Annotated in this window: 22 protein-coding genes; 17 read left to right on the top strand and 5 right to left on the bottom strand. The window is 73.0% G+C overall.

The window, feature by feature from the left end; genetic code table 11:
- The first annotated feature begins 557 nt into the window (after nt 1-557).
- The 7 genes from BSZ37_RS17460 (at nt 558) to BSZ37_RS17430 (ending at nt 8,876) form a co-directional block, all read left to right on the top strand.
- On the top strand, nt 558-3,659 hold the full coding sequence (locus tag BSZ37_RS17460) for an Rne/Rng family ribonuclease (RefSeq protein ID WP_095511782.1): 3,102 nt from the start codon (nt 558-560) through the stop codon (nt 3,657-3,659).
- Between the two features lie 83 nt (nt 3,660-3,742).
- A complete protein-coding gene (locus tag BSZ37_RS17455; protein ID WP_095511781.1) occupies nt 3,743-4,039 on the top strand; it encodes a hypothetical protein in 297 nt (98 codons plus the stop codon).
- A complete protein-coding gene (locus BSZ37_RS17450; protein WP_095511780.1) occupies nt 4,029-4,907 on the top strand; it encodes an MBL fold metallo-hydrolase in 879 nt (292 codons plus the stop codon). Before BSZ37_RS17455 ends, BSZ37_RS17450 begins: the two co-directional genes overlap by 11 nt.
- Nucleotides 4,908-5,231: 324 nt before the next feature.
- Complete coding sequence (gene aroQ, locus BSZ37_RS17445) at nt 5,232-5,687, top strand: type II 3-dehydroquinate dehydratase (protein WP_095511779.1); 456 nt, start codon at nt 5,232-5,234, stop codon at nt 5,685-5,687.
- Nucleotides 5,687-7,609, top strand: a complete 1,923-nt coding sequence (gene murJ / locus BSZ37_RS17440; RefSeq protein WP_095511778.1) for a murein biosynthesis integral membrane protein MurJ — start codon at nt 5,687-5,689, stop codon at nt 7,607-7,609. The genes aroQ and murJ overlap by 1 nt, the downstream gene beginning before the upstream one ends.
- A gap of 93 nt (nt 7,610-7,702) precedes the next feature.
- Nucleotides 7,703-8,215, top strand: coding sequence for a metal-dependent hydrolase (locus tag BSZ37_RS17435; RefSeq protein ID WP_095511777.1), 513 nt, complete (start codon nt 7,703-7,705; stop codon nt 8,213-8,215).
- 55 nt (nt 8,216-8,270) lie between these two features.
- On the top strand, nt 8,271-8,876 hold the full coding sequence (locus BSZ37_RS17430; RefSeq protein ID WP_179299730.1) for a DUF421 domain-containing protein: 606 nt from the start codon (nt 8,271-8,273) through the stop codon (nt 8,874-8,876).
- On the opposite strand, the gene BSZ37_RS17425 is transcribed toward BSZ37_RS17430, so the two are convergent.
- Nucleotides 8,873-10,018: a S66 peptidase family protein gene (locus BSZ37_RS17425; protein WP_095511776.1), complete on the bottom strand. Its 1,146-nt coding sequence runs from the start codon at nt 10,016-10,018 to the stop codon at nt 8,873-8,875. The two genes, BSZ37_RS17430 and BSZ37_RS17425, sit on opposite strands and share 4 nt — an antisense overlap.
- Nucleotides 10,019-10,429: 411 nt before the next feature.
- Here BSZ37_RS17425 and BSZ37_RS22195 point away from each other — a divergent pair, with 411 nt between their 5' ends.
- The 4 genes from BSZ37_RS22195 to BSZ37_RS17410 all read left to right on the top strand — a co-directional run bounded on the left by BSZ37_RS22195 (nt 10,430) and on the right by BSZ37_RS17410 (nt 12,988).
- A complete protein-coding gene (locus BSZ37_RS22195; RefSeq protein WP_179299729.1) occupies nt 10,430-10,879 on the top strand; it encodes a hypothetical protein in 450 nt (149 codons plus the stop codon).
- A complete protein-coding gene (locus tag BSZ37_RS22190; RefSeq protein WP_179299728.1) occupies nt 10,876-11,307 on the top strand; it encodes a type I restriction enzyme HsdR N-terminal domain-containing protein in 432 nt (143 codons plus the stop codon). The genes BSZ37_RS22195 and BSZ37_RS22190 overlap by 4 nt, the downstream gene beginning before the upstream one ends.
- 42 nt (nt 11,308-11,349) lie before the next feature.
- The gene (locus tag BSZ37_RS17415; protein ID WP_095511774.1) at nt 11,350-11,544 is read left to right on the top strand and encodes a hypothetical protein; all 195 of its coding nucleotides are present in this window, start codon (nt 11,350-11,352) and stop codon (nt 11,542-11,544) included.
- Nucleotides 11,545-11,659: 115 nt separating this feature from the next.
- Nucleotides 11,660-12,988: a M24 family metallopeptidase gene (locus BSZ37_RS17410; protein WP_095511773.1), complete on the top strand. Its 1,329-nt coding sequence runs from the start codon at nt 11,660-11,662 to the stop codon at nt 12,986-12,988.
- 4 nt (nt 12,989-12,992) lie between these two features.
- Here the strand turns inward: BSZ37_RS17410 and BSZ37_RS17405 are convergent, their stop codons facing one another.
- Nucleotides 12,993-13,664, bottom strand: a complete 672-nt coding sequence (locus BSZ37_RS17405; protein WP_095511772.1) for a uracil-DNA glycosylase — start codon at nt 13,662-13,664, stop codon at nt 12,993-12,995.
- A gap of 79 nt (nt 13,665-13,743) precedes the next feature.
- On the bottom strand, nt 13,744-14,988 hold the full coding sequence (locus tag BSZ37_RS17400) for a hypothetical protein (protein WP_095511771.1): 1,245 nt from the start codon (nt 14,986-14,988) through the stop codon (nt 13,744-13,746).
- A gap of 128 nt (nt 14,989-15,116) precedes the next feature.
- Here BSZ37_RS17400 and BSZ37_RS17395 point away from each other — a divergent pair, with 128 nt between their 5' ends.
- On the top strand, nt 15,117-17,003 hold the full coding sequence (locus tag BSZ37_RS17395; protein WP_095511770.1) for a DUF294 nucleotidyltransferase-like domain-containing protein: 1,887 nt from the start codon (nt 15,117-15,119) through the stop codon (nt 17,001-17,003).
- A 36-nt stretch (nt 17,004-17,039) separates the two neighbouring features.
- Here the strand turns inward: BSZ37_RS17395 and BSZ37_RS17390 are convergent, their stop codons facing one another.
- Nucleotides 17,040-18,317 carry a hypothetical protein gene (locus tag BSZ37_RS17390; protein WP_095511769.1) on the bottom strand — a complete coding sequence of 426 codons (1,278 nt, stop codon included), beginning with the start codon at nt 18,315-18,317 and terminating at the stop codon, nt 17,040-17,042.
- Between the two features lie 72 nt (nt 18,318-18,389).
- Nucleotides 18,390-19,169, bottom strand: coding sequence for a TrmH family RNA methyltransferase (locus tag BSZ37_RS17385; protein WP_179299727.1), 780 nt, complete (start codon nt 19,167-19,169; stop codon nt 18,390-18,392).
- A 70-nt stretch (nt 19,170-19,239) separates the two neighbouring features.
- Between BSZ37_RS17385 and BSZ37_RS17380 the strand changes: the two genes are divergently transcribed.
- The 5 genes from BSZ37_RS17380 (at nt 19,240) to BSZ37_RS17360 (ending at nt 24,052) form a co-directional block, all read left to right on the top strand.
- On the top strand, nt 19,240-20,082 hold the full coding sequence (locus BSZ37_RS17380; protein ID WP_179299726.1) for a hypothetical protein: 843 nt from the start codon (nt 19,240-19,242) through the stop codon (nt 20,080-20,082).
- A 294-nt stretch (nt 20,083-20,376) separates the two neighbouring features.
- On the top strand, nt 20,377-21,099 hold the full coding sequence (locus BSZ37_RS17375) for an SDR family oxidoreductase (RefSeq protein ID WP_095511766.1): 723 nt from the start codon (nt 20,377-20,379) through the stop codon (nt 21,097-21,099).
- A 64-nt stretch (nt 21,100-21,163) separates the two neighbouring features.
- Nucleotides 21,164-22,216, top strand: a complete 1,053-nt coding sequence (locus tag BSZ37_RS17370) for a beta propeller repeat protein (RefSeq protein WP_095511765.1) — start codon at nt 21,164-21,166, stop codon at nt 22,214-22,216.
- A 188-nt stretch (nt 22,217-22,404) separates the two neighbouring features.
- The gene (locus BSZ37_RS17365) at nt 22,405-22,869 is read left to right on the top strand and encodes a hypothetical protein (RefSeq protein WP_143537711.1); all 465 of its coding nucleotides are present in this window, start codon (nt 22,405-22,407) and stop codon (nt 22,867-22,869) included.
- A 259-nt stretch (nt 22,870-23,128) separates the two neighbouring features.
- Nucleotides 23,129-24,052, top strand: coding sequence for an FAD-dependent oxidoreductase (locus BSZ37_RS17360; protein WP_095511763.1), 924 nt, complete (start codon nt 23,129-23,131; stop codon nt 24,050-24,052).
- Nucleotides 24,053-24,093: the final 41 nt, after the last annotated feature.

Here is a 24,093-nt window from a genome sequence, read left to right as displayed (position 1 = left end):
TTCACTCGTCAACAGAGACGAAACCACGGACGGGGGCCGGTTTCAGAGGATTCAGGATGGAGATGGCCCGCCTCGGGCGGCGGGGCGGGCGGGCCGGCGCTCCGATGGCGGTCGCACGGGCTCTTCGCACGCTCCCGTCGAGGCCGGCGTACCTTCCCACGTGGACCGTGCCCGGCCTGAGGGTTCGGGGCGGCCCACCCACTCGTTCGCGCCCGAGCGGCCCCGGACCGACGCGGTCCGCCGTCCTCGGCCTCCGGCGCCCGCGCCGGACCTGCGCCCCATGTCGCACGTCGTGCTCTCCATCGTCCGCGTTGTCGCCCGCTGGGCCGCGCTCCTGGCCCTCCGGCCGGGGGCCCGACCGGCCGCGTGCGTCCCGCGGCCCACTGCGCCCCGCCCCGCGCGCGCCCTGGCTCCCGGCGCCCCGGTCCCCGAGGACCGAGGCCGGCCGACGGCCCGGCGCCGCGCCGCGCGAGCCCCCGGCCTCCCCGACGGATCGCTCCGTCGAGGACCCCGGCCGAGCCGCGCGCCCGAGCGCCGGCGCGTCGCCCCCCCATCTTTTGAAGAAGGAAATCGTCATCAACGCGAGCAAAGACCGCTCGCGGATCGCCATCGTCGAGAACGGCGAACTGGTCGAACTCTACGTCGAGAACCCCGATAACGTCCGGACGATCGGCAACGTCTACCTCGGCCGCGTCCAGAAGGTCATGCCCGCCATCCGGGCCGCCTTCGTCGACGTCGGGCAGAAGCAGGACTGCTTCCTGCACTTTTCCGACCTCACCGACAACCTCCCCCAGCTGCTGGCGCTCGCCGGCGAGGAGGTCCCCGGGCTCGACGAGCCGGTCCTGTCGCTGGCCCCGTCCAAGCGCGTCGCCGACGACGAGGACGAGCCCGACGTTGAGGACGCCCTCGAGGTCGAGTCCGGCGGCGACGAGGAGGAGGACGACAAGGACAAGCCGCGCCGCTCGCGCCGCCGCTCGCGGGGCCGTGGGCGGGGCCGAGGCCGCGGACGCCGCGGCAAGGGCCGCCGCGAGGAGGAGGAGGAAGAGGAGGAGCGCCGCCCGCTCCCGTCCGTCCTCGACCTGACGTCGGGCTCGAAGCCTCGCTCCAAGCCGAAGTCCCGCCGCGCTCCCGAGCCCGAGCCCGCCGACGACTCGGCCGACGACACGCCCGAGGCGGACGCGCCCAAGACGGACGACGAGCCCAAGCCGAAGGCGCGACGGAAGACGAGGTCCCCCAAGGAGGCCAAGGCGGAGGCGCCGGACGCCGAGGCGCCGGCCGCTGACCCGGCGGACGACGAGTCGAGCGACGAGGCGCCCAAGAACCGCCGTTCTCGCAAGGGCCGCTCCGACCGAGACGGCCAGTCGAAAGACGACGCCCCGACCGAAGAGCCCACTGCACAGGACGAGGCGGCCGGCGATCAGGCCGAGGCCGACGACGCCGAGAGCGGGGACGACGATTCCAGCGGCGGGAAGCGGTCGCGTCGTCGCCGTCGCCGGGGCGGTCGCGGGCGCGGCCGGTCGAAGGCGTCCGACGACTCTGGAGCCGACGACTCCAACTCCGACGATGACCAGGAGGGGCGGAAGGACTCGCGGGCCAAGTCGAGGGGGAAGAGCAAGAAGACCGCCGACGAGAAGGTCGACGACAAGAACGTCGACGACGGGCAGGACCCGTCGCCGAAGGGCAAGGTCTCGCCGACCGGCCGAAGCCGCCGACCGGCGGATCCGGTTCAGAACCTCGAAGAGAAGGTCGAGGACGACGAGAGCGGCCGGAAGCCGCTCCCGGCCACGCTCGACCTCACGGGCGGGAGCCGGCCGTCGCGCTCGGCCCGGTCCGCCTCGGACGACGAGTCGGACGACTCGACAGGCCGGAGCCGCCGCCGGACGCGCAGCGGCTCGTCGGAAGACCAGGGCCAAGACGAGTCGAGCAAGAGCGACCAGAAGACGGACACCGACTCCGACTCGCGTCGCCGTTCGCGCAGCAAGAAGAGCGACGACGAGCCCTCCAAGGGCGGGTCGAGCCGAGGCCGCTCCGGTGACAACGGCCAGACGTCGGAGGACGACTCCGAGGGCGGCGGGCGCCGCCGGACGCGCGGCGGGCGCTCCAAGAGTGACGCCCCCAAGAGCGATTCGCAGACGTCCGAGTCGAAGAAGGACGAGTCGTCGAAGGGCCGAGACCGGTCCCCGCGCGGCGGCCGGAACGATCGCAACGACCGGAATGACAAGGGCGGCCGCGGCCGGTCGACGTCTTCGAAGTCGAAGTCGAACGTCCCGATCCCGCCCAACGAGGAGCTCCTCAAGCGGAACGGCCGCGTGATCGTCAAGATCACGAAGGAGGCCATCTCCACGAAGGGGCCGCGCGTGTCGACGGACCTCTCGCTGGCGGGCCGCTTCCTCGTCCTCGTCCCGGCGGCCGACTACGTCGCCGTTTCGAAGAAGATCGAGAGCGCCAAGGAGCGCCGCCGGCTCCGCACGCTGGCGTCGAGCCTCAAGCCCGACCGGTTCGGCGTCATCGTCCGGACGGTCGCCGAGGGCCGCGACGCGAAGAGCCTCGACCAGGACCTCAAGCTGCTCATCGACAAGTGGCGGAAGATCCAGGACAAGCTGGACGAGCAGCCCGAGCCGCCCGTCCTGCTGTACCAGGACGTCAACATGGTCTCGTCGGTCATCCGCGACCTGTTCTCGGAGGACTACGACCGGATTCTCGTCGACGACCCGAAGGTGTTCCGGAACGTCCAGGCCTACATCAAGGCCGTGGCGCCGTCGATGGCCAACAAGGTCGAGCTCCACGAGGGCCGCTCGCCGGTCTTCCGCTCGCTCGGCATCGAGAAGCAGGTCGAGGAGGCGTTCTCGAAGCGCGTCAACATGAAGGGCGGCGGGTACCTCTTCATCGAGACGACGGAGGCCATGCACGTGGTCGACGTCAACTCGGGCCGCGCGGGCCGCGGGAAGAGCCAGAAGCAGAACCTCATCGACGTCAACGTCGAGGCGGCCAAGGAGGTCGCCAAGCAGCTCCGGCTCCGTGACCTCGGCGGCATCATCGTCGTCGACTTCATCGACCTGAAGTACGACCGGGACCGGAAGAAGGTGACCGACGCGCTCAAGGAGGCGTTCAAGCGCGACCGCGCCGTCACGAAGCTCCTCCCGATGTCGGACTTCGGGCTCGTCCAGATCACGCGCCAGCGGCTCCGCCCGTCGATCACGACGCAGGCGACCGACGAGGACGGCGAGCCGCTCGACGCGGCGGAGGCCGCCGCCGCCGCCGGCGCCGGCGAGATCGTCCGGAAGGGCCAGGTGCCCGTGGCCGAGGCCGAGCCGCAGGTGGACCGGTCGCCGGAGCGGTCGCAGCCCGCGCCGGAGCGGCCGTCGGTCGCGCCGGAGGACGCCACCCCGCGTGCTCTCTCGGGCCGCCTCCGCGGCTGGCTGGACCACTACCGCCAGACGGTCGACGAGCGCTACAAGCGCCGGCCGATCGCCGTCAAGGTGCACCCCCTCTTCGGGGCGTACCTCCGGCGCGGCTTCCCGTCGCCGCTGACGCGCTGGCGGCTCGCCCTCCGCGGCATCACGTTCGTGCTGGAGGAGGACGCCGCCGTCGACCCGCTGGCGTTCGACGTGCGCGACCAGAAGTCCGGCCGGTCGCTGCTGAAGAAGTACTCGGCGTAAGGGACAGGGGACCGGGAACGAGGGACTGGGGTTCGAGCCGAACCTCCCTGGTCCCCGAGTCCCTCCCGTCCCCATCGTGCCCCATGAAGCCCTCCGCCGTCGTGCCCGCGTTCGAAGAGGCCCTGCGCCAGCTCGGCGTGCGGGTCCGGCGCGAGCGGGGTCCGTTCCGGGGCGGGCTCTGCGTGGTCGACGGCGAGGCGGTCGTGGTGCTCAACCGGCAGCACCCGGACGAGGCCCAGGCCGCCGTCCTCGCCGCCGCGCTCCGCGAGCACGGCGGGGCCGACGAGTTGTACCTCCGCCCGGCCGTCCGCGCCGCGCTCGAGGACGCGTGGGCGCAGGCCGACGCCGGCCAGACCGCCGAGGTCGCCGATGACGACTGACCCGGCCCGCCTCGGCGCCGAGGCGGGGGACGCCGGGGCATCGCCGCGCGCGGCCCCCGGGCCTCCGCTGACGGTCACGCTCCTCGGCACCGGCACCTCCACGGGCGTCCCCGTGATCGGGTGCGACTGCGCCGTCTGCGCCTCCTCGGACCCACGCGACGCGCGCCTCCGCACCTCGGCCCACGTCGTCGCTCATACCGAGGGGGGCGACGTCCACCTCCAGATCGACGCCGGACCGGACTTCCGCCAGCAGGCGCTCCGCCACGGCGTGGCGGCCGTCGACGCGCTGGTGGTCACGCACGAGCACTTCGACCACGTCGTGGGGCTCGACGACCTCCGGCCGCTGTTCTTCCGCAACCGCGCGCCGATCCCGGTCTACACGCTTCCCCGCACGGCCGAGGCGCTCCACGGGATGTTCCGGTACATCTTCGACCGGACGTACCCGGGCGCCTCGCTCCTCGACCTCCACCCGGTCGACGGACCGTTCTCCGTGTCGAGCCGATCGCTGGAACACGCTGCGGTCGAGGTCACGCCGTTGCGGGCGCCGCACGGCTCGTTCGAGGTGCTGGGCCTCCGGATCGGCGCGTTCGCCTATCTCACGGACGTCGGCGAGGTGCCGGGCGAGGTGCGCGCGGCGCTGGCGGGCGTGGAGGTCCTCGTCCTCGACGGGCTCCGCCCGGAGCCGCACCCGACGCACCTCACGTTCACCGAGGCGGCCGAGGTCGCCGCTGCGGTGGGCGCCCGCGAGACGTGGCTCGTCCACGTGACCCATTCGGTGACGCACGCCGAGGCCGACGCGTCACTGCCGGCGGGCGTCCGACTGGCGTACGACGGGCTCGTGCTGGAGGTCGCGGGGACGGAGGCGTGAGGGCATCGTCTGTCTGGCCCCGCCCACCTCGGCGCCGACGCGGAGCGAGTCGCGGGGGGGGGCTTCTGGACCGTCATCCTGAGCGGAGCGAAGGGTCTCGTATCGGTGGGCCTTGCGCCTGTCACGGGCGAACCGCACGAGTTGGGCGAGACCCGTCCCTCCGCCGCTGCACGACTCCGCTCAGGATGACAGGAGGACGAGGTGGCTCGTTTCGACGCTGGGCTTGACTCGTCCGGTCGCTTCGCTCGCTCCCCGGTCTCCGTCCCCGGATCCCCAGCCGCCCTCGGGCTGGCGCTACCTTCGGAGGCCCCTCTCCCTGGCCGGATGCCCGACTCGTCAGCCCCGCCGCGCCCCGGCATCCTCGTCCTCAACGGGCCGAACCTCAACCGGCTCGGCCAGCGCGAGCCCGCGGTCTACGGGTCGCTGACGCTCGCCGACGTTGAGTCGACGCTCCGCGAGCGCTTCCCCGACCTCGCGCTCCGGTTCGCCCAGCACAACTCCGAGGGCGCGCTCATCGACGCGCTCCACGCCGCCGACACTGTCGAGACGGCTGGCGTCGTGTTCAACCCCGGCGGGTACGCCCACACGTCGGTCGCCCTCCGCGACGCGATCTCGTCGATCTCGACGCCCGTCGTCGAGGTCCACATCTCGAACGTGTACGCCCGCGAGAGCTTCCGCCACACGTCGCTGCTCTCGGCCGTCTGCGCCGGGCTGATCACGGGCTTCGGCGTGGCGGGCTACACGATGGCCGTCGGCTACTTCGAACGCAAGACGGGCTGATGGCCGACGAACGCACGGAGCCCGACGAGCCGGAGGAACCCGGCGACGCGCCCCGGCGGTCGCCGGAGTCGGTCGCCGAGCCGCAGAACGAGCCCTCCCCGGACGCCAACCTCGACCCGTCCGGCCTGAGCGCGCCGGCCGACGGCGCCGAGACGTTGGAAGAGGCCGACGCTGCGCCGGGCTCCGACGCCGAGGACGCCCTCGCGGCCGACCGCGCCCGCAAAGACGTCGAGGCGGACAGGGCTGGCGGCGCGGGCTCAGGCGCGCTGCTCGTCGCCGCCGGCATCTTCGCCAGCCGCGTGATCGGGCTCGTCCGTGACCGCGCCGTAGCCTTCTTCTTCGGCTCCGGCGCCTTCGCTGACGTCTACCGCCTCGCGCTCCGGGCGCCCAACTTCCTCCAGAACCTCCTCGGCGAGGGGACGCTCTCGGCGTCGTTCATCCCCATCTACAGCCGGATGTTGGAGGAGGGCCGGGAGGAGGCCGCCGGCCGGTTCGCGGGCGCCATCTTCGGGCTCCTGGCGGCCGTCGCCTTCGGGGCCGCGCTCCTCGGCGTCCTCCTCGCGGAGCCGTTCGTCGCCGTCATCGCGTCGGGCTTTTTGCAGGACGCCGAAAAGCTCCAGGCCGGCACCATCGTCATCGACCGCTACGACCTCGCGGTCCAGGTCACGCGGCTGACGTTCCCGATGACGGCGTTCCTCGTCCTCAGCGCGTGGTGCCTGGGCGTGCTGAACAGCCACCGGAAGTTCCTCCTGTCCTACTTCGCGCCGGTCGCCTGGAACGTCGCGCTGCTTGCGGCCCTCTTCGGCGGAGCGTACCTGATCTTCGACGACCCGCTCGGCATCGGCGCGCTCGACGTGGTGCCGGCCGATCAGCTCAGCCGGCTCTTGGTGGCGGTCTTCATCGGTGGCGTGGCCGGTGGCGTGCTGCAGTTCCTCGTCCAACTCCCGACGGCGCTGAAGCTGATGAAGGGGTTCCGGCCGACGATTTCGCTCCAGGTGGAGGGCGTCCGCGAGGGGATCCGGGCGTTCGTGCCGGTCGTGCTCGGGCGCGGGGCGTACCAGCTCTCGGGCTACCTCGACTTCTGGCTCTCGACGTTCGTCGCGGCCGGCGCGCTCGGCGCCATCGGCTACGCCCAGACGCTCTACCTCCTGCCGATCTCGCTCTTCGGGATGAGCGTCGCCGCGAGTGAGCTCCCGGAGCTCAGCCGGATCTCGCCGACCGAGCTCGACCGGTTCCTGACGCGCGTGGCCGGCTCGGTCCGCCAGATCCTCTACCTCATCATCCCGACGGTCGTGGGGTACCTGGGCTTCGGGTTCCTCGTCGTCGGCGCGTTCTATCAGACCGGCCAGTTCGACCTCGACGACACGTGGCAGGTCACGCTCGTGCTCATGGCCTACTCGCTCGGGATGATCGCGACGACGGCCGGGCGCCTCCTGCAGAACGCGTTCTACGCCCTCAACGACACGAAGACGCCCGCGAAGATCGCCGTCTGGCGCGTCGTCGTCTCCGCGCTCATCGGGGCCGGGCTGATGTTCTGGTTCGACCGGTTCAGCGTGAACGAGGTGTTCGGGATCCCGTCCGAGGGCGACCCGCTCCGCCTCGGGGCCGTCGGGCTGGCCCTCGGCTCGGCCGTCGGCGCGTGGGTCGAGCTATGGCGGCTCGTCGGCGCGCTCCGCCAGCACGACGCGGCGTTCCGCCTGCCGTGGGCCGCGGGGCTCCGGATGCTCGGGTTGGCGGGTCTGGCGGCGATCCCGACCGCTGCGATCCGCTGGCTCGTCCCGGCCGAGCCGTTCCCGATCTGGGCCTACGGCATCGGCGTGATCGCGGTGTACGGCCTGAGCTACCTGACCCTCGGCCACCTGTTCGATTTCGACGAGTCGGACGCGTGGCTCGGCCGGTTCCTCCGACGGCTGAAGCGGTAGCGCCAACCTTGCCCGCTTCGGCGCCGAGGCGGAGGGGGTGACGCCACCTCGTCGCCCGATGCCCGTACCCTCCGGCCCCTCGTCCCCCACGCCATGGCCGGTTACCGCGGGCACCTCGCGGGTGCCACCGTCTTCTTCGGGCTCTACCTCGCCGCCCTCGCCCTCGTCTTCTCCGTCGACCAGGCGTACCGCCAGCTCTCCGACGTCGAGCTGGTCGCGTACCCGGCCGCGCTGTTCGGGCTGTGCCTCATGTTCGGCCTCTGGCCCGACGTCGACACGAACTCGAAGGGGCAGAATCTCTTCTACCTCCTCTTCTTCGTGGTCGACGTCGTGCTCATCGCGACGCGCCAGTTCCAGGAGGCGGCCTACCTCGGCCTGTTCTGCATCCTCCCGGCGCTCGGCAAGCACCGCGGGTGGACGCACACGTACTGGGCGATGCTCCTCATCCCGAGCCCGTTCCTCGTCCTGCCGTACGTCCTCCGGCCGGAACAGCCGCTCGCGGGGCTCCCGTTCTACGGCGCGGCCGTCGTCGGCTACTTCAGCCACCTCGTGATGGACGGCCTCGTGGTCCGCCTGCCGGGCCGGCGGCGCGGGGCGGGCTGGTAGCGCGGACCGCCCGGGCGGGGCGCCGCGTACGCACAGACCGCCTGCGCCCCCTGCCATGCCCGCCGCCGTCCTGTTCGACTCCTGGGCCTCGCTCGGGAAGGTCCTCCTGTCGGCCGTCCTGACGTACCCGCTCCTCATCCTCGTCCTCCGCCTCGGCGGCAAGCGGACGCTGGCGAAGATGAACGCGTTCGACTTCGTCGTGACCGTCGCCATCGGGTCGATCGTGGCCTCGACGCTCCTCTCGACGGCGCCCGTCGTGAACGGCGTCGGGGCGGTCGCGACGCTCGTGGCGCTCCAGGCCGCCGTCACGTGGCTCTCGGTCCGGTCGGACCGGTTCGAGGCGCTCGTCAAGTCCCAGCCGACGCTGGTCTTCCACGACGGGACGTACCTCGACGGACCGATGCGAGCAGAGCGCGTCACGCGGGAGGAGATTCGCGGGGCGATCCGCGACGCCGGGCACGCGGGGACCGACGGCGTCGCGGCCGTCGTGCTCGAGTCCGACGGGGCGTTCTCGGTCCTGGCGCGCGTGCCGGCCGGCGACGAGACGGCTGTCGAGGGCGCCGCAGCGATGGCGGGCGTGTCCGGCGCCGCCGAGCACTGGGACACCGGGAACCCGACGGGGCCCTTCACGAACCCGACGCGCGGGCCGCTCGCGGGCTAGGCCACCGGCGAGCCGAGGTACTCGAGGGTGCCCGCCTCGGCGTCGAGGCGGGCCCGGAGGCCCACCGGCATCGTGTACACCGGCGACACGTGGCCGATCGGCGCGCCCAGCACCGACGGGCACGAGTAGCTCTCCAGCCAGCGCCGGATCGTCTCCTCGGCGGTCCACGACGAGCCGCCGTCGCCGCAGTTCGAGCACTGCCCGAAGGCGAGGCCCGCTGGCTCCCGGAGGCCTGCCAACTGGAGCTGCACGAGCATCCGGTCGATCCGGTACGAGTCCTCGCCGACCTCCTCGAAAAAGACGATGTGGTCGTCGAAGTCCGGCAGGAAGCCCGTGCCCGCCAGCGCCGACATGACGGTCAGGTTGCCGCCGACGACGGGCCCCTCCGCGACGCCCGGCCGGACGGCCCGCGTCCGGTCCCGGTTCGACCGCGTCTCGGGTCCGATCACGGGCGGCTCGCCGTCGACGAGGACGCGCACGAAGCTCTCTCGCGTCAGCCCGCGCCACGTCGACACGCCGACGGGCCCGTGGAACGTCACGAGCCCGGTGCGGGCGTAGATCGCCAGGAGGAGTGCCGTGATGTCCGAGTAGCCGACGAGCGGCTTGGGGTTCGCCGCGATCTCGTCGTAGTCGAGAAACGGGAGGATGCGGGCGCAGCCCCACCCCCCGCGCATGGCGACGATCGCGTCGACGTCGGGGTCCTGGAAGGCGTCCATGAGGTCGCGCGCGCGCGCGGCGTCGGAGCCGGCGAGGAAGCCGTTCCGGTCGAGCACGTGGCGACCGACGGTCGTCCGGAAGCCGAGGTCTTCGAGGGCGTCTTCGGCCTCGTCGACCTGGCTCCGCGAGCGGAGGACGCCGGCCGGCGACACGAGCGCGATCGTCCCGCCGGCCTGGAGCCGGTTCGGGAGGAGCACCGGCCGCTCGGAGGGGATCCGCTCGATCCGGTCGCCGCGGGGCGCGGCCACGACCTCGGCCGCCTCGACGGGGACCGTCGAGAGGGGCGGAGGCGGGGAGGGCGGGATCGGCGGCGTCTCGTTCGTGCCCGGCCACAGGGCCGCGCCGCACCCGGCCAGTGGGAGGCCGAGCGCGCCGAGGCCAAGCATCCGCAGGGCGTCGCGGCGAGAGGAAGGGGGGCGGACCATCGGGGGGACGAGCGCGGGCGCTCAACGTAACGCGCTCTGTCCCCCTCCCGTGCGCTCTTCATCCGCCGTTTCTGCGTCCGGCCCCCTCCGCCTCGGCGCCGAGGCGGGCGCGACGGATCGGGAGTGTCATCCTGAGCGAGCGGAGCGAGTCGAAAGATCGGTGGTGTGACTCGGCCTCCGGCTGGTACCGAGAGCGTGCACCGAAGCGGTGCTCACCAGAGATCCTTGGCTGCGCCGTCGCTTCGCGGTCGACTCCGGGCTGCGCCCTCCGCTCAGGATGACACGATGGGGGCGGATGCGGTCGGACGGGTGCGCTGCGCTCTGGACTGTCGGGTCCACTCCGTCAGCGACGGCTCACCCCCACACCTTGACGCCTGACCGCTACCTTTGCGCGTCTCCCCCCGACATCCTGTGGCCCGCATCATCCACGCCGGCGAGACGCCGGCCAAGCGCCGCCGCGCGCACACCCGCGCGTCCGCCGAGGCCCTCCGGCTGCTCGCCGAGCGCCCGAGCCTCGCCGCCGGCGCCTTCGACCCCGAGGCGAAGGACCTCGTCGGCTACCTGGTCTACCAGCTCCGCGGCATCGGCGAGACCATCGAGGACGCCGCCCAGTCCTGGGACGACCGGAACTACTGGCGGAAGTCCGAGAAGCTCCGCGCCGACTACCGCTGGGCGCCCCAGACGGCCGACCAACTCGAAGCGCTCGTCGTGGCCGACGACTGGGACGCCGTCGTGCCAGTCCTCGTGAGCCTCATCCCGCGGTTCGCCGACGTCACGATCGCCAAGATGACGCGCGACGCGGACCACTGGGTCGGCGCCCACCGGGCGCTCCTCCGCCGCGCCGAGAAGGCGGCGGCGTGAGCGACGGCGGCGGCCTCCGCACCCGCACCGACGGCGGGCGGACGCTCGTCCACGACCCGGTCCGCCGCCGGTGGGTCGCGCTGACGCCCGAGGAGGGCGTCCGCCAGCGGCTCCTCGTCGACCTCCTCGGCCTCGGTTACCCGGCGGGCCTCCTCGCCGTCGAGCGCGGGGTGCCGTACGGCGGCAAGACGTGGCGGGCCGACGTCGTGGCCTACGGCCGGGACCAGCGCCCCGCGCTCCTGGCCGAGTGCAAGGCGCCCGGCGTCCCCATCACGCAGGCGACGTTCGACCAACTCGCGCGCTACAACGCCGTCCTGGCCGCGCCCGTCCTCGTCGTCGACAACGGCGCGGCGCGGTACTGCTGTGTCGCGGGGCCGTCGGGGTGGACGTTCGTGGAGGCGATCCCGGAGTTCGGCGCCGGGACCTGACGGCGGCAAGTGCCGTTCGACGCGCTCCCACCTTGCACGCCGATGGTCGCCGCCCTCGTATTGACCGCGTTCGTTGTATGGCTCGTGATCGGGATCGTGTTGAGCGCCCGGGCGGGCGTCCGCGAGGCGTCGGGCGAGAGCCGGGCGCTGGGCGCGGTCGTCGGCGCCGTGCGGGCCCTGCCGCCCGAGTGGATCGCGGTGGGGCTGGCGGTCCTCGTCGGGACGCTCTGGGTGTGACTCCCTCCGCCTCGGTGGGGCGGCGGATGGGCCGAGGCGGGCTGGGCCGGGGGCGGATTCCACTGGCGGAGCGGGCCGCGCGGCGCGAGGTTCGGGGCTTCGCTCCCCGCCTGCCATGCCCGCCGTCCGTCTCGTCCTGCTGATCCTCCTCGCCGCGCCACTCGCCCGGGCCCAGGCCGAACGCCCCGGCGTCCTCTCCATGCGTGAGCGCGCCGAGGTCCGCGACGCGTGGCTCCAGGACCGGCTCGACACGCTCGTCCCTGCGCTGATGCGCCGGGCCGGCGTCGACCTGTGGATCGTGTCGGGCCGCGAGTACAACGAGGACCCGGTCCTCGAGACGATGCTCCCCGCGACGTGGCAGTCGGCCCGCAGGCGGACGGTCCTCGTGTTCCACGACGACGGCGAGCGCGTCGAGCGGATGGCGGTCGCGCGCTACGACGTGGGCCCGTTCCCACGGGCGTGGGACCCCGAGATCCAGCCCGACCAGTGGGCGCGCGTGGCCGAGATCGTCGCCGAGCGCGACCCCCAGGTCATCGCCGTGAACCGGTCCGCCACGTTCGCCCTCGCCGACGGGATGACGGACACCGAGGTCGACGGGCTGATCACCGCCCTCCCCGAGCGGGTCCGCTCCCGGATCGTCCCGGCCGACGCGCTCGCCGTCGGCTGGCTGGAGGCGCGGACGGCCGCGGAGCTGGCCGTGTACCCGACGGTCGTCCGGCTCGCCCGCTCGATCCTCCACGAGGGCCTCAGCGAGGCCGCCATCACGCCCGGCGTCACGACCACCGACGACCTCGCGTGGTGGTATCGCGACCGCGTCCGCAGTCTCGGACTCGACGCGTGGTTCCACCCCGGCGTCTCCGTCCAGCGCGCCGAGGCGGGCGAGCGCGACGGCGACTTCTCGAGCCGCGACGCGACGTCCGTCATCCGCCCCGGTGACCTCGTGTGGGTCGACTTCGGGATCGAGTACCTCGGGCTCCACACCGACACGCAGCAGATGGCCTACGTCCTCCGCCCGGGCGAGACGGCCGCACCGCGGGGCCTCGTGGACGGCCTCGCCGCGGCCAACCGCGTGCAGGACCACCTCACGCGCGCGTTCGCCACCGGCCGCACCGGCAACGAGATCCTCGCCTCCGCCCTCGCGGCCTCCGACGCCGACGGCCTCGACGCGACGATCTACACGCACCCGATCGGGTTCCACGGGCACGGGGCCGGCCCGACGATCGGGCTGTGGGACCAGCAGGGCGGCGTCCCCGGCCGCGGCGACTACCCCCTCTACGCGAGCACCGCCCACTCCATCGAGCTCAACGCGGCCGTCGCGGTGCCCGAGTGGGGCGGCCAGCGCGTCCGGTTCATGCTGGAGGAGGACGCCGTGTTCGACGGCGAGGCGGTGACGTACCTCGACGGTCGGCAGACCGCGCTCCTCCTGATTCCGCGAACTGAGTAGCCCGTCAGCTCAGCGCGTCCCAGATCTCGGCGATGCCTTCTCGAAACAGGGTCGCCCCGCCCTGCGACGGGTGACGGACGTACGTCGGGCCCGCCCCGATGGCGTCCAGCGCCCCCTCGGCCTTTCGCCCGACGGCGACGACGGCCCGTGGCTCCGTGGCCTCCACGACGCTCGCCAGCAGGTCGTGCCACCGGCGGACCTCCCGGACGCCGGGCGTCCGGATGGTGAGCGGCTGGCCGGCCTTGTGCGGATGCATCGGGACGGCGTTCCAGGTCCAGAACCGGCCCCAGTGGGGGAGCATGGCGTCCCAGTAGATCGAGCCGCTGTACTCGTTGATCGGCTCGCCCGCCTCGGCGAAGCGGAGCGACGTGGGCTGGCCGTCGACGGGAAAGGCCGGGTCGAGGAGCTGGCGCTCGTTGGTGAACGGGATGCCGGAGAACCGGCAGCCCCACGGGCCCGGCGCCTCGGCCACGACCAGCACCTCCGGGCGCCCGCCCGAGGCGGACCGAGCCACGGCGTCGACGGCGGCCTCCAGGTTCCCGCGGCGCAGGGCAGGGGCGTCTGGCGCGTCGTGCCCGTCGGTGTCGCGGTACGGGTTGAACATCCGGTCGCCCGCGGGCGCGTCGTAGAGCTCGGCGGCGAAGAGGCGGCGGAGGCGGGTGGACCAGTCGGGCATCGGGGCGGGCGGGGCGCGGGATGCCAAGAACGACCGCGCCCGTCCCGCGGGGCTTGACGACTCGGTCAACTCCGCGCTCTCAGTCCCCGAAGCGCGCGTTGACGACCTGGTTGTAGATCGACCCGAACGTGTACGAGAACCCGACCGAGACGAAGTACTGGTAGCCCGTCGGGAGTTCCTGGTCGCCGGTCAGCACCTGCCCGTCGGCGGCCTGCTCGGCGCGGAGGCTGATCTGGTCGCGGACGAACTCGTAGAACCCGTCGACCTCGACGTTGAATCCCTGGAACACCCGGAGCTCGACCCCGCCGCCCACGGAGACGTTGTACCTGTCGGGCCGGGAGAGGTACTGCGACGCCCGCGTGAACACGTCGACCGAGCCCCACGGCTGGGCAAACTCCGCAGCGACGCCGGCCTCGTGGGCCGGCAGCACCTCGGCCGTGCGCCCGAGCACCGTCGTGTCCTGGTACGTCGCCCACTCGACGCCGGCCTCGTAGAAGAGCCGGACCTGCCGCCGCGTCGACTCGGCGTAGGGGAACAGGTTGTACTCGACGGCCGGCGCGGCGCGGACGCGGAGGGCGTAGTTCGAGAACGTGTCGCGCGAACCGTCGACCCGGGCCCCAGCCGACCAGTGGTCGGTCAGGCTGGCGACGGCCCGGGCGTTGAGCCCGAAGTTCGCGTTGTCGCTGACGAACGTGCTGTCGTCGTTGAGCGTGAACTCGTTGCGGTTGTAGCGCACGCGCGGGCGGACCGAGACCTTGAGGTCATCGGTGACGCGCGAGGCCCGGATGCCGGCGAACAGGTTGTAGGAGAGCGATTGCGACTGGCCGTTCGAGTTGGCGTTGCCGTCGATCTCGAAGACCCAGCTGTTCCACGGGTCGCGGACCGGCTCGACCGTGGCCGCCTCGGCGCCCTCCGGGGCGTCGTACGCGATCGAGATCCGGTCGGCGAGGGACGTCTGGGAGGCGAAGCCGGCGAGGCCGAGCGCGAGCCGGCCGAGGAGCGCCCGGCGCTGGTCGTCGTCGCTGGCGGCCGGCGGCGCCGAGGTCACGAGCGTGTCGCGGCGTCCGGCCGCCGCCCCGCGCCCCTCGAAGAACAGCGTGTAGCGCTCGCCGCCCCCGCCCGTGTCCTCGTCGACGATCAGGACGTAGACCGAGGCCACGGTCGGGTTACGGACGAACCGGGCGAAGCCGACCTCCGTCTGGAAGAAGTCCACGTCGCAGCCCGGCACATAGCCGGGACAGTCGACGTAGGTCGTGAGGCGGTCGCCGGGCTGGGCCGTAGCGGTAAGCGTGAGGAGGCAGAGAGGGGCGAGGAGCCGGCGCATCGGGTCGGGGGGAGACCAGCAGAGTCTAGGCCACAAGCGTCGGGGGCGCCCGCGGGACCGGCGGGGGGATCCGGCCCGGCGGCCCCGCGTCCTAGCCGCCCCGGCCCTTCTCCCCCCTACCCGTCCGCATGGCCCCGTCGCTGTCTGCCCAGATCGCCGAGCTCCTCGCCGAGACCGAACCGTTCGACATCCTCTCCGACGAGGAGCGCCAGTCGCTGCTCCAGAAGATGACGCTCGAGCTGTACGCCCCCGGCGAGGTCATCCTCCAGCAGGGCGACGACATCCACCGCGCGCTCTACGTCGTGACCGAGGGGCTCGTCCGCCTCGAAGAGGCCGAGAGCGGCCGGACCATCAACATGGCCGGGGCGGGGGCCCACTTCGGGGCGTACGGCCTCCTCCAGGGCGGCGCCCTCCCGTACGAGGCCCGCGCCGTGGAGCAGACGTCGTGCGCGCTCATCGCGGCCGAGAGCTTCCAGCGGCTCGTCAAGGAGAACGACACGTTCAAGGCCTACTTCGAGGCCGACATCAAGCGGTACGTCCGGACGCTGGACGAGGACATCGACGCCTCGGGCGCGTTCCTCCTCTTCGACACGACGCTCGGCGGCGTCCTCCGCGCCGAGCCGCCGACGGTCGAGGTCGGCGCGACGGTCCGCGAGGCGGCCCAGGTCATGGCCGGGACCGACGCCGACGCCGTCGTCCTCGTGCAGGACGGGACGCCGGTCGGGCTCGTGACCGAGGGCGACCTCGTCGAGCGCGTGCTCGCGGCCGGCGGCGACCCTGGCAGCCCGGCCATGGACCTCGTCGAGCGCCCGCCCATCGCGCTCCGCACCGACGAGCGGCTCTACGACGCCATGCGGACCATGATGCGCGAGCGGATCCGCCGGATCGTCGTCGTCGACGGCGAGAGCGGGGCGCTCCGGGGGCTCCTCACGGCCGAGGACGTGTCCCACTTCCGCGGGCTCGACCCCGTCGCCACGACCGAGCGGCTGGAGCGGGCGCAGTCCGTGGAGGAGCTGGCCGCGCTCCGGGCCGACTCGAACCGGCGCCTGTACCGGCTCTACCACCAGGGCGTCCACTCGGAGGACCTGCTCGATCTCGTCACCGAGATCGACGACCAGCTCAAGCGCCGCGTGCTCTCGACCGTCGAGCGTGACCTCCGCGAGGAGCTCGGCGACGAGGCCTACGACGGGCCGTGGGCCTGGATCGCGTTCGGCGCCGCCGGCCGCCGCGAGTCGGTGCTGAAGGCGTGGCAGGACAACGGCCTCGTCTACGCCGACCCGGAGCCCCAGAGCGCCGACCGCGCCGCGGCGTACTACGAGAAGCTGGCGACGCGGGTCGTCAAGGCGCTCCGGCAGTGCGGCTACGGCGACCCCGAGAACGGCATCGACGCCAGCCACGCCGCGTTCCGCCAGCCGGTGTCCCAGTGGACGGCGGCGTTCGACGCGTGGGCCTCGGGCGCCGACGCCGGCGCGACGGCCCGCGGCGCGCTCTGCTTCGACCTCCGCGCGCTCTACGGCGACGCCGAGCTCGTGGACCCACTCCGCGCGGCCATCCGCGCGCACCTCCCCAACCAGCGGCTCTCGGCGATCCTCGCCCGCGACGGCGCCCGCACCGACCTCCCGCTCTCGACCTTCGGCCGCGTCGAGGTCGAGGAGATCGACGGGCGGACGGGGCTCGACCTCCGGGCGCGCGTGATCCAGCCGGTCGTCCGGATGGGGCGGGCGCTCGCGCTCGACGCGGGCTACCTCGACTCCACGAACACGTTCGACCGGCTCCGCCAGGTGGCCAAGAGCGAGCACCCGCTGCGGGCGCAGGCCAAGGCCCTCGTCCCGCCGTTCACGACGCTCGTCGACCTCCACCTCCGCGAGCAGATGCAGGCGGCCGAGCGCGGCGAGCGCCCGACGGATCTGATCGACCCGGACTCGATGCACAAGAGCCAGCAGAACCTGCTCAAGGAGACGCTGAAGTCGGTCCAGAGCGCGCAGTCGGCCGTCCGCAAGCACTACGGGCTGTAGCCGACCCCGCCCGCCTCGGCGTCGAGGCGGGCGGAGCTACGGCACGAGCGGGGAGAGGCAGCGGCCGGCGCGGGCGGCGAGCGCCGCCGCCAGCCGGTCGCGGAGGGCGTCGAGCGCGTCGGCGTAGGCCCGGTCGGCCCCGTCGTCGGCGAAGGCGGCGCGGGCGGAGCGCGAGAGGTCGAGCTCGCGCCAGTCGCCGGCGTAGCTCGCGCGGTCGTACGAGGCCCGGCCGTCGGCGCGGACGGCGGCGTCGCAGACGGTCCGCCCGGCGGCGTCGACCACGACCACGTCGGCCTCGGCATCGAGCGTGAGGTCGATCCGGCGGAGGGTGTACGTGACGGCGGCGTTGGTCGCGCGGACGCGGGCCCGCTCGGTCCGGACGTCGCCGGCCACCTCGCGCTCCGTGATCCGGTCGACGACGGCGATCGTGGCGAGGTCGGCGCCGAGGTCGGCGGCGGCGTCGGCCAGCCGGCGCGGGCTGTCGCTGAGGTCGGGCCCGCCGCGCCGCTCGCGCGCCCACCGCCGCACGTCGGCGGGGTCGACGAGGACGACGAACGGGTCGGTCCCGGCGAGGTGGTCCTCCGCGAGGACGTCGGTGAGGTCGCGAAGGAAGACCTCCGGCACGTCGTCGTCGCCCTCGGCGGGGAGGACGGCGGCCACGACGGCGCCGAGGTCGAGGGTGGCGGCCCGAAGGGCGTCGAGCGCTTCGCGGCGGTCGGGGCCCGGGCCGAGGGCCGCCGCGGACTCGATCCGGGCGAAGGCCGAGCGGAACCGGCCGGCGTCGAGGTCGGCCTCCGCCCACGCCGTGTGGGCGTCGACGGCCAGCACGTCGAGGGCCGCGGTCCACTCGACGTCGGGCGCGTAGCGGCGGGCGCGGCGCGTCCGGTCGAGCGTGCGCGCGTAGTCGCCCGCGTCATAGGCCGCCTCGGCGTCGGCGTAGACCGACTCGAGAGCGGCGAACACGGCCGCCTCGCGGTTGGCCTCGAAGGCCGCCGGCCGCTCCAGGTCCACGCCGACGGCCGCCGCGCGGTCGACGAGGGCCTGGGCGGCGAGGTAGGCGTCAGCGGCGGGCTCGGGGCCGGCGGCGTTCGCCTGAGCGATCCAGCGGCGGACGGCCTCGCGCCCGGCGACGGCCAGCCGGCCGGCCACGTTGGGCAGGCTCCGGTCGCGCTCGAGCGCCGTCGCGTAGGCGTCGGCCGCGGCGGCGTAGTCGCCCGCCGTCTCGTACTCCATCCCGTCGACGTAGGCGTCTTCGGCGGAGGCGCAGCCCCAGGCGAGCGTGACGAGGAGGGACAGGGCGAGGAGGCGCGGCATCGGTTGGGTGGAGGTCGGGACCGAAGCGTACGGGTGCGGGCGCGACCGGGCATGGGTCGGTCCGCCCATTCGCTACGTCCCCCGGCGAACGTGCTCGGCGAGGAGCGCCTCCGCCAGGGGGACGGCGCGGGCCGTGTAGTGGGCGCGGAGGCGGCGCTGAGCGTCGTCGTCGAGGTCGGCGTGGCGGCCGGACCGGCGGAGGCGGTCGGCGCGGGCGTGGTAGAGGGCGAGCGCGGCGGCGACCGATACGTTGTAGCTCTGCACGAACCCGTCGAGGGGGAGGAGGAGCGCGGCGTCGGCGGCCTCCAGCATGGCCTCGCTGGCGCCCGCGTGCTCGTTGCCGACGACGAGGGCGGTCGGCTGCGAGAAGTCCCAGGCGTCGATGGGGAGCGCGTCGTCGCGGAGGGCGGTGACGGCGACCTTGCCGCCGTGCTCGTGGACCCAGCGGACGTAGGCGGCGGGGTCGTCCCAGGCGCGGAGCTCGACCCACTTGTGGGCGCCCTGGCTGGCGCGGCGTGTGGCGCGGCGGTCTGCGACGGTCGGCTCGTCCTCGCCGCCGCGGATCTGGGCCGCGAGGTCGGCGGCGTCGCCCTCGAGCGCGACGACGTGGGCCGCGCCAAACCCGAGCCCTTCGGCGCTCCGCAGCACGGCGTTCACGTTGCCGGGGTCGACGAGCCCTTCCAACACGGGCACGACGCCGAACGCCCGCGCGGCGGCGACGGCGGCAATCCGGTCGCGGCGCTCGTCGGTGAGGTACGGGTCGAGGATCGTGCGGACCGTCTCGGCCGGGTACGTCACGTCGCCGACCGGCACGGCGTCGGGGAGGTCGAAGAACGGGGGCGGCGGGAGCATGAGGAGTCGGTGGGTTCCGAAAGCTAGCCCGAGGCCCGGCGTAGCTTCGACGCTCGCCCCGACGCCCCCGATGCCCCGCTTCGCCCGCCTCGCTCTCCTCCCGGCCCTCCTCGTGCTCGCCGCCTGCGGGGACGACGCGCCCGACCTCCCGACCGAGGACCTCGCGACGGCCGACGCCGTCGCCGACGCCATGCTTCTCCGCTACGAGGCGAACCTCGGCGACGTCGACGCCTTCACGGTGACGGCGGCGGGGGCCGAGGCGCGCTACACGCGCTCCGACGACACGACGGGCCTCGACCAGTTCGGCACGCCGGAGATCCGGGCGGCGGGCGACGCCACGCCCCGGGCGGAGGCGCAGCTCCTCTACGTCCAGGTCCCCAACGTGCCGCGCCTCGCGGCCGGCCTCCGCGGGGCGGCCCTCAGCGGACCGCTCACACGCGACGGCCGCCGCGCCTACGGTCTCACCACCGACGACCCGGGCGCCCTGTTCGGCGAGCCCGGCCTCGCCACGCGCGACACGACCGAGACCCGCGAGTTCCGGGTCTACGTCGACGCCGGCACGTTCGACGTCCTCGAGATCTACCAGGTCGTCTCGGCCGACACGCTCCGCCAGCCGATCACGAGCCGGATCATCTACAGCGACTTCCAGGAGACCGACGGGGTCGTGCTTCCACACACGGTCCAGCAGGTCGAGACGGGCATGAACCAGGCCATGGACGACGCCGACCGGATGGTGATGGGCGGGCAGATCGGGATCGCGATCGAGCGGCTGAAGATGGAGCCGGCGAGCCCCGAGCGTGACCAGCAGATGGCCGACCTCGAAGCGCAGCAGCGGATCGTGGCCGAGGGCATCAACGAGATGACGATGGAGGTCTCCTCGGTCCGCGTCGGGGCGGACGAGCCGGAGGAGTGACCTCGCCCGTCCTCTCGAGCCCGCCTGTGAGAGGGCGTTGCCTTCCGCCCTGTCCTCCTGAGGAGCGTAGCGGCGAAGGATCTCGTTCCGCTCGGCGTGGCAGCCAGGACGGGCATCCCGGTCGGGCCCGACGAGATCCTTCGCTTCGCTCAGGATGACACGGAGAGAGGCTGTGGCCCGTGACGTGAGCTCGACCCTCTCGGCCTCGGCGCCGAGGCGGACAGGGGGGCGGGAGGGAATCACCGACGGCGGGCTCGCGTCCCACGGGCCCATCCACACCGACCCCTCTCAGACATGGACCTCACGAATGCCGTCGTCGTCGTCACCGGCGCGAGTCGGGGCATCGGCCTCGCCACCGCCCGCCGCTTTTTGGACGCCGGCGCCCGCGTCGCCGGGCTCGCCCGCTCGAAGGACGACCTCGACCGCCTCGCCGAGACGTTCGGCGACGGCTTCACGCCCGTCGTCTGCGACGTGGCCGACGCCGAGGCGGCCAAGGACGCCATCGACGGCGTGGCCAGCGACCTCGGCCAGCTCGACGTGCTCGTCAACAACGCCGGCCTCGGGCGCTTCGGCCCGGTCGATGACCTCGACCTCGACGACTGGGACGCCCAGATCGACACGAACCTGTCGGGCGTCTTCCACTGCACGCGGGCGGCCGTGCCGCACATGAAGAGGCAGGGCGACGCGCGAGGAGCCGACGAGACGGGGGGCTTCATCGTCAACGTCGCCAGCATCGCGGGGCTCATCGGCAACCCGGAGCTCAGCGCCTACAACGCCTCGAAGTACGGGCTCCGCGGGTTCTCGGACGCCATCATGAAGGAGCTCCGGCCGTTCGGGATCAAGGTGAGCTGCGTGTACCCGGGCTCCGTCGCCACGGAGTTCGGCGGGTCCGACCCGAAGCCGACGGCCATGTCGCCGGAGTCGATCGCGGAGACGATCCACCACGTGGTGGCGTCGCCCCACCAGACGCTGATCTCGGAGGTCGTCCTCCGGCCGATGGTGGGGCGGAAGAGCTAGCGGGTGGGGCGGGCGCCGCCGGGCCGCGTCGTCTATCCTCCGTCCGCCACTCTCCTTCTTCTCGATGCGTCTCCTCCTCGCCCTCGCGGTCGTCCTCCTCTCCGGCTGCGGCGGGATCGCCGGCCTCAGCGGCTCCGTCCTCCCGCCGCGTCTGTCGGATCAGGACTCCGGCGTCGACGTGCTCCTCATCGCCGCGCATGCCGTGGACGAGGGCGTCGTCTGGGCCTCGGGCGCCGGGGGCACCGTCGTCAAAACCATCGACGGCGGGGCGACGTGGCAGGCCGTCCCGGTCACGACGCCGGGCGCCGACACGCTCCAGTTCCGCGACGTCGTCGCGCTCGACTCCGAGACGGCGTGGGCGCTCGCGATCGGGCCCGGCGCGTCGTCGCAGATCGCCAAGACGACCGACGGCGGGGCCTCGTGGCGGACCGTGTTCGTGAACGACGAGCCGGACGGGTTCTACGACTGCCTCTCGTTCTGGGACGCCGAGCGCGGCGTGCTCTACGGCGACTCGGTCGACGGCGAGCTCCGCGTGCGGACGACGGCCGACGGCGGCGAGACGTGGGCGCTCGTGCCCGCCTCGGCGCTCCCGGCGGCGGGGGAGGGAGAGGGCGGGTTCGCGGCCTCCGGCACCTGCGTCGCCACGCGCGGCGACGGGCTCGCCTGGATCGCGACCGGCAACGCCGACCCGGCGCGCGTCCTCCGCACGACGGATGGCGGGACGACGTGGGCCGCCTCGGACCTCCCGATCGTGGCCGGTGAGGCGGCCGGCGCCGCCTCGGTCGCCTTCCGAGACGACCGGCACGGCGTCGCCGTCGGCGGCGACATCGGGGACGCCGACGCGGTCGCCGAGGCGGTCGCCCTCACGGCCGACGGCGGCGTGACGTGGACGGCGGGCGGGCGCCTCCCGTTCGCGGGCGCGGCCTACGGCGCGGCCTACGTGCCGGGCACCGACGCCGTGCTCGCCGTCGGCCCCGGCGGCGTCGGCCTCAGCCGCGACGACGGCCGGTCGTGGACGCTGGTAGACGAGCGGACGTTCTGGGGCGTGGCGGCGGCGTCCGCTGAGGCAGCGTGGCTCGTGGGGCCGGAGGGGCGGATCGTGCGGGTGCGTCTTTGAACGGGACGGTCACCAGCTGTAGAGATCGGTTGCTACATTTGGTGATCAGTCATTAGGTCTGGTGACTCGCCCCGAAGCCGAGTCACTGGTTCTAGGGATCAACAGGCGTGACTAATCGACAGCGAAATGAGCTACTTCTACTCAAACGGTTGGGTGTCGCTCAGGGTGATCTGATTTGCCTCCGACAGTTGACGGACGACCTGCTGCACTTCCGCATGTTTGACGGCGCGCCGGGGTCTGAGACGCCTCTCTCGGTATCATTCATATCTGACGCTTGCTTCGAGTCGCTGGCCATCTCGTACGCCCGCTCGTTCGTCTCAAGCATCGGTGACGGGCACAAACTGCCGATCCTGCCGAAGCGGTTGAGAAGAGAGTTGAGCGACGAGGAGGAGGCTATGCATCTACGGCTACTCGAGATGAGGCGGAAGGTCTACGCACACTCTGACTCGGACGTACATGAGGTTGGAATCAGGGAACGGGACGGCCGCTGGTCCGCCTGGTCGGTATCAGTTAAGCAACCCCACCTCCACCGGTTGTCGAAGGAAGACATCGGGACTATAAAGTCACTGGTTGAGAAGCTCTGCGTTGCCGTAATGATTGAGATCAACTCGATCGCAAAGAGGCTGTCGAAGCAAGGTGTCTTGCCACTGTAAGAGCCGGGCTGATAGGTATCAGGTCGGACCGGTCTGATGGGTGACAGTCCACGGCGCGTCGGGCGCAACCCCTCGCGGGTGAACGACCTTTGCTCGTACAGCGTGGTCCGGCGAGTAACTTCCTGAGCCGGCGACCTCGCCCGCCTCGGTCCATCAGTAGGCGACGCTGGCGATCCCACCGAACCACCGAGGCGGGGAGTGTGGGGCGGAGGCGGGTCCCGTGATCGGGTAGCTTGAGAGTCCACCCATCCGCACGCCCGTGCACGTCCTCGTGATCGGCGCCGGGGTGTCGGGGCTCTCGGCCGCCCTCCGGCTGCGGGAGGCCGGGCACGCCGTCGAGATCTGGACCCGCGACCCGCCCGCCGAGACCGTCTCCGCCGTTGCCGCGGCGGTCTGGTACCCGTACCGTGCTGATCCGCGGGACCGCGTGCTGGAGTGGGGCGCGGTCAGCCTCCGAGCGTTCGTCCGGCTCTCCGACGACCCCGCAACGGGCGTCGTGATGCGCGACGGGTTGGAGGTCTTCCGCGAGCCCGTGCCCGACCCGTGGTGGAAGGCGGCCGTCCCCGGGTTCCGGCGGGCCGAGGCGTTCGAGCTGCCGCCGGGCATGGCGGACGGCTACGCGCTGCGGTTGCCGGTCGTCGACATGTCGGTGTACCTCGGCTGGCTCCGCCGCCGCGCCGAGGCGGAGGGCGTCTCGATCCGCCAGCGCGCCATCTCCTCCCTCGACGAGACGCGCGAAATGGCCGACGTGGTCGTCAACTGCACCGGGTTGGCGGCGCGTGAGGTCGCCCGTGATGCCGAGGTCTACGGCGTCCGCGGACAGATTCAGCTGGTCCGCGCCCCCGCCGTCACGCGGTTTCTGATCGACGACGCCGGCCCGACCTACGTCATCCCCCGCGTGTCCGACGTGGTGCTGGGCGGCACGGCCGACGAGCACGCCGACGATGCCACGGTCGATCCGGCGACGGCCGAGGCCCTCCGCCAGCGGTGCGAGCGACTTGTGCCGGAACTCGCCGGCGCGCCGGTGCTGGCCGACCGCGTCGGGATTCGGCCGTGCCGGTCGACGGTGCGGCTGGAGGAGGAGAGGGTCGGCGGGACGCGCGTCATCCACAACTACGGGCACGGGGGCTCGGGCGTGACGCTGTCGTGGGGCTGCGCGGAGGAGGTGGCACGCCTCGTCTGACCTGCCGCACGCGGTGGGGCTGGGTGGAAGGGTAGCCCGCA

The sequence above is a fragment of the Rubrivirga marina genome (assembly GCF_002283365.1).
GTDB lineage: Bacteria > Bacteroidota > Rhodothermia > Rhodothermales > Rubricoccaceae > Rubrivirga > Rubrivirga marina.
The sequence above is the reverse complement of the archived record's forward strand: the minus strand, read 5'-3'. Positions and strand labels throughout refer to the sequence as shown.

Coding starts and splice junctions, on each gene's coding strand:
- BSZ37_RS17390 (WP_095511769.1), bottom strand. CDS start 18,317: ATGCCGCGCCTCCTCGCCCTGTCCCTCCTCGTCACGCTCGCCTGGGGC.
- BSZ37_RS17450 (WP_095511780.1), top strand. CDS start 4,029: ATGACGACTGACCCGGCCCGCCTCGGCGCCGAGGCGGGGGACGCCGGG.
- BSZ37_RS17455 (WP_095511781.1), top strand. CDS start 3,743: ATGAAGCCCTCCGCCGTCGTGCCCGCGTTCGAAGAGGCCCTGCGCCAG.
- BSZ37_RS17435 (WP_095511777.1), top strand. CDS start 7,703: ATGGCCGGTTACCGCGGGCACCTCGCGGGTGCCACCGTCTTCTTCGGG.
- BSZ37_RS17430 (WP_179299730.1), top strand. CDS start 8,271: ATGCCCGCCGCCGTCCTGTTCGACTCCTGGGCCTCGCTCGGGAAGGTC.
- BSZ37_RS17370 (WP_095511765.1), top strand. CDS start 21,164: ATGCGTCTCCTCCTCGCCCTCGCGGTCGTCCTCCTCTCCGGCTGCGGC.
- BSZ37_RS17380 (WP_179299726.1), top strand. CDS start 19,240: ATGCCCCGCTTCGCCCGCCTCGCTCTCCTCCCGGCCCTCCTCGTGCTC.
- murJ (WP_095511778.1), top strand. CDS start 5,687: ATGGCCGACGAACGCACGGAGCCCGACGAGCCGGAGGAACCCGGCGAC.
- aroQ (WP_095511779.1), top strand. CDS start 5,232: ATGCCCGACTCGTCAGCCCCGCCGCGCCCCGGCATCCTCGTCCTCAAC.
- BSZ37_RS17375 (WP_095511766.1), top strand. CDS start 20,377: ATGGACCTCACGAATGCCGTCGTCGTCGTCACCGGCGCGAGTCGGGGC.
- BSZ37_RS17385 (WP_179299727.1), bottom strand. CDS start 19,169: ATGCTCCCGCCGCCCCCGTTCTTCGACCTCCCCGACGCCGTGCCGGTC.
- BSZ37_RS17395 (WP_095511770.1), top strand. CDS start 15,117: ATGGCCCCGTCGCTGTCTGCCCAGATCGCCGAGCTCCTCGCCGAGACC.
- BSZ37_RS17425 (WP_095511776.1), bottom strand. CDS start 10,018: ATGGTCCGCCCCCCTTCCTCTCGCCGCGACGCCCTGCGGATGCTTGGC.
- BSZ37_RS17405 (WP_095511772.1), bottom strand. CDS start 13,664: ATGCCCGACTGGTCCACCCGCCTCCGCCGCCTCTTCGCCGCCGAGCTC.
- BSZ37_RS17400 (WP_095511771.1), bottom strand. CDS start 14,988: ATGCGCCGGCTCCTCGCCCCTCTCTGCCTCCTCACGCTTACCGCTACG.
- BSZ37_RS17410 (WP_095511773.1), top strand. CDS start 11,660: ATGCCCGCCGTCCGTCTCGTCCTGCTGATCCTCCTCGCCGCGCCACTC.
- BSZ37_RS17415 (WP_095511774.1), top strand. CDS start 11,350: ATGGTCGCCGCCCTCGTATTGACCGCGTTCGTTGTATGGCTCGTGATC.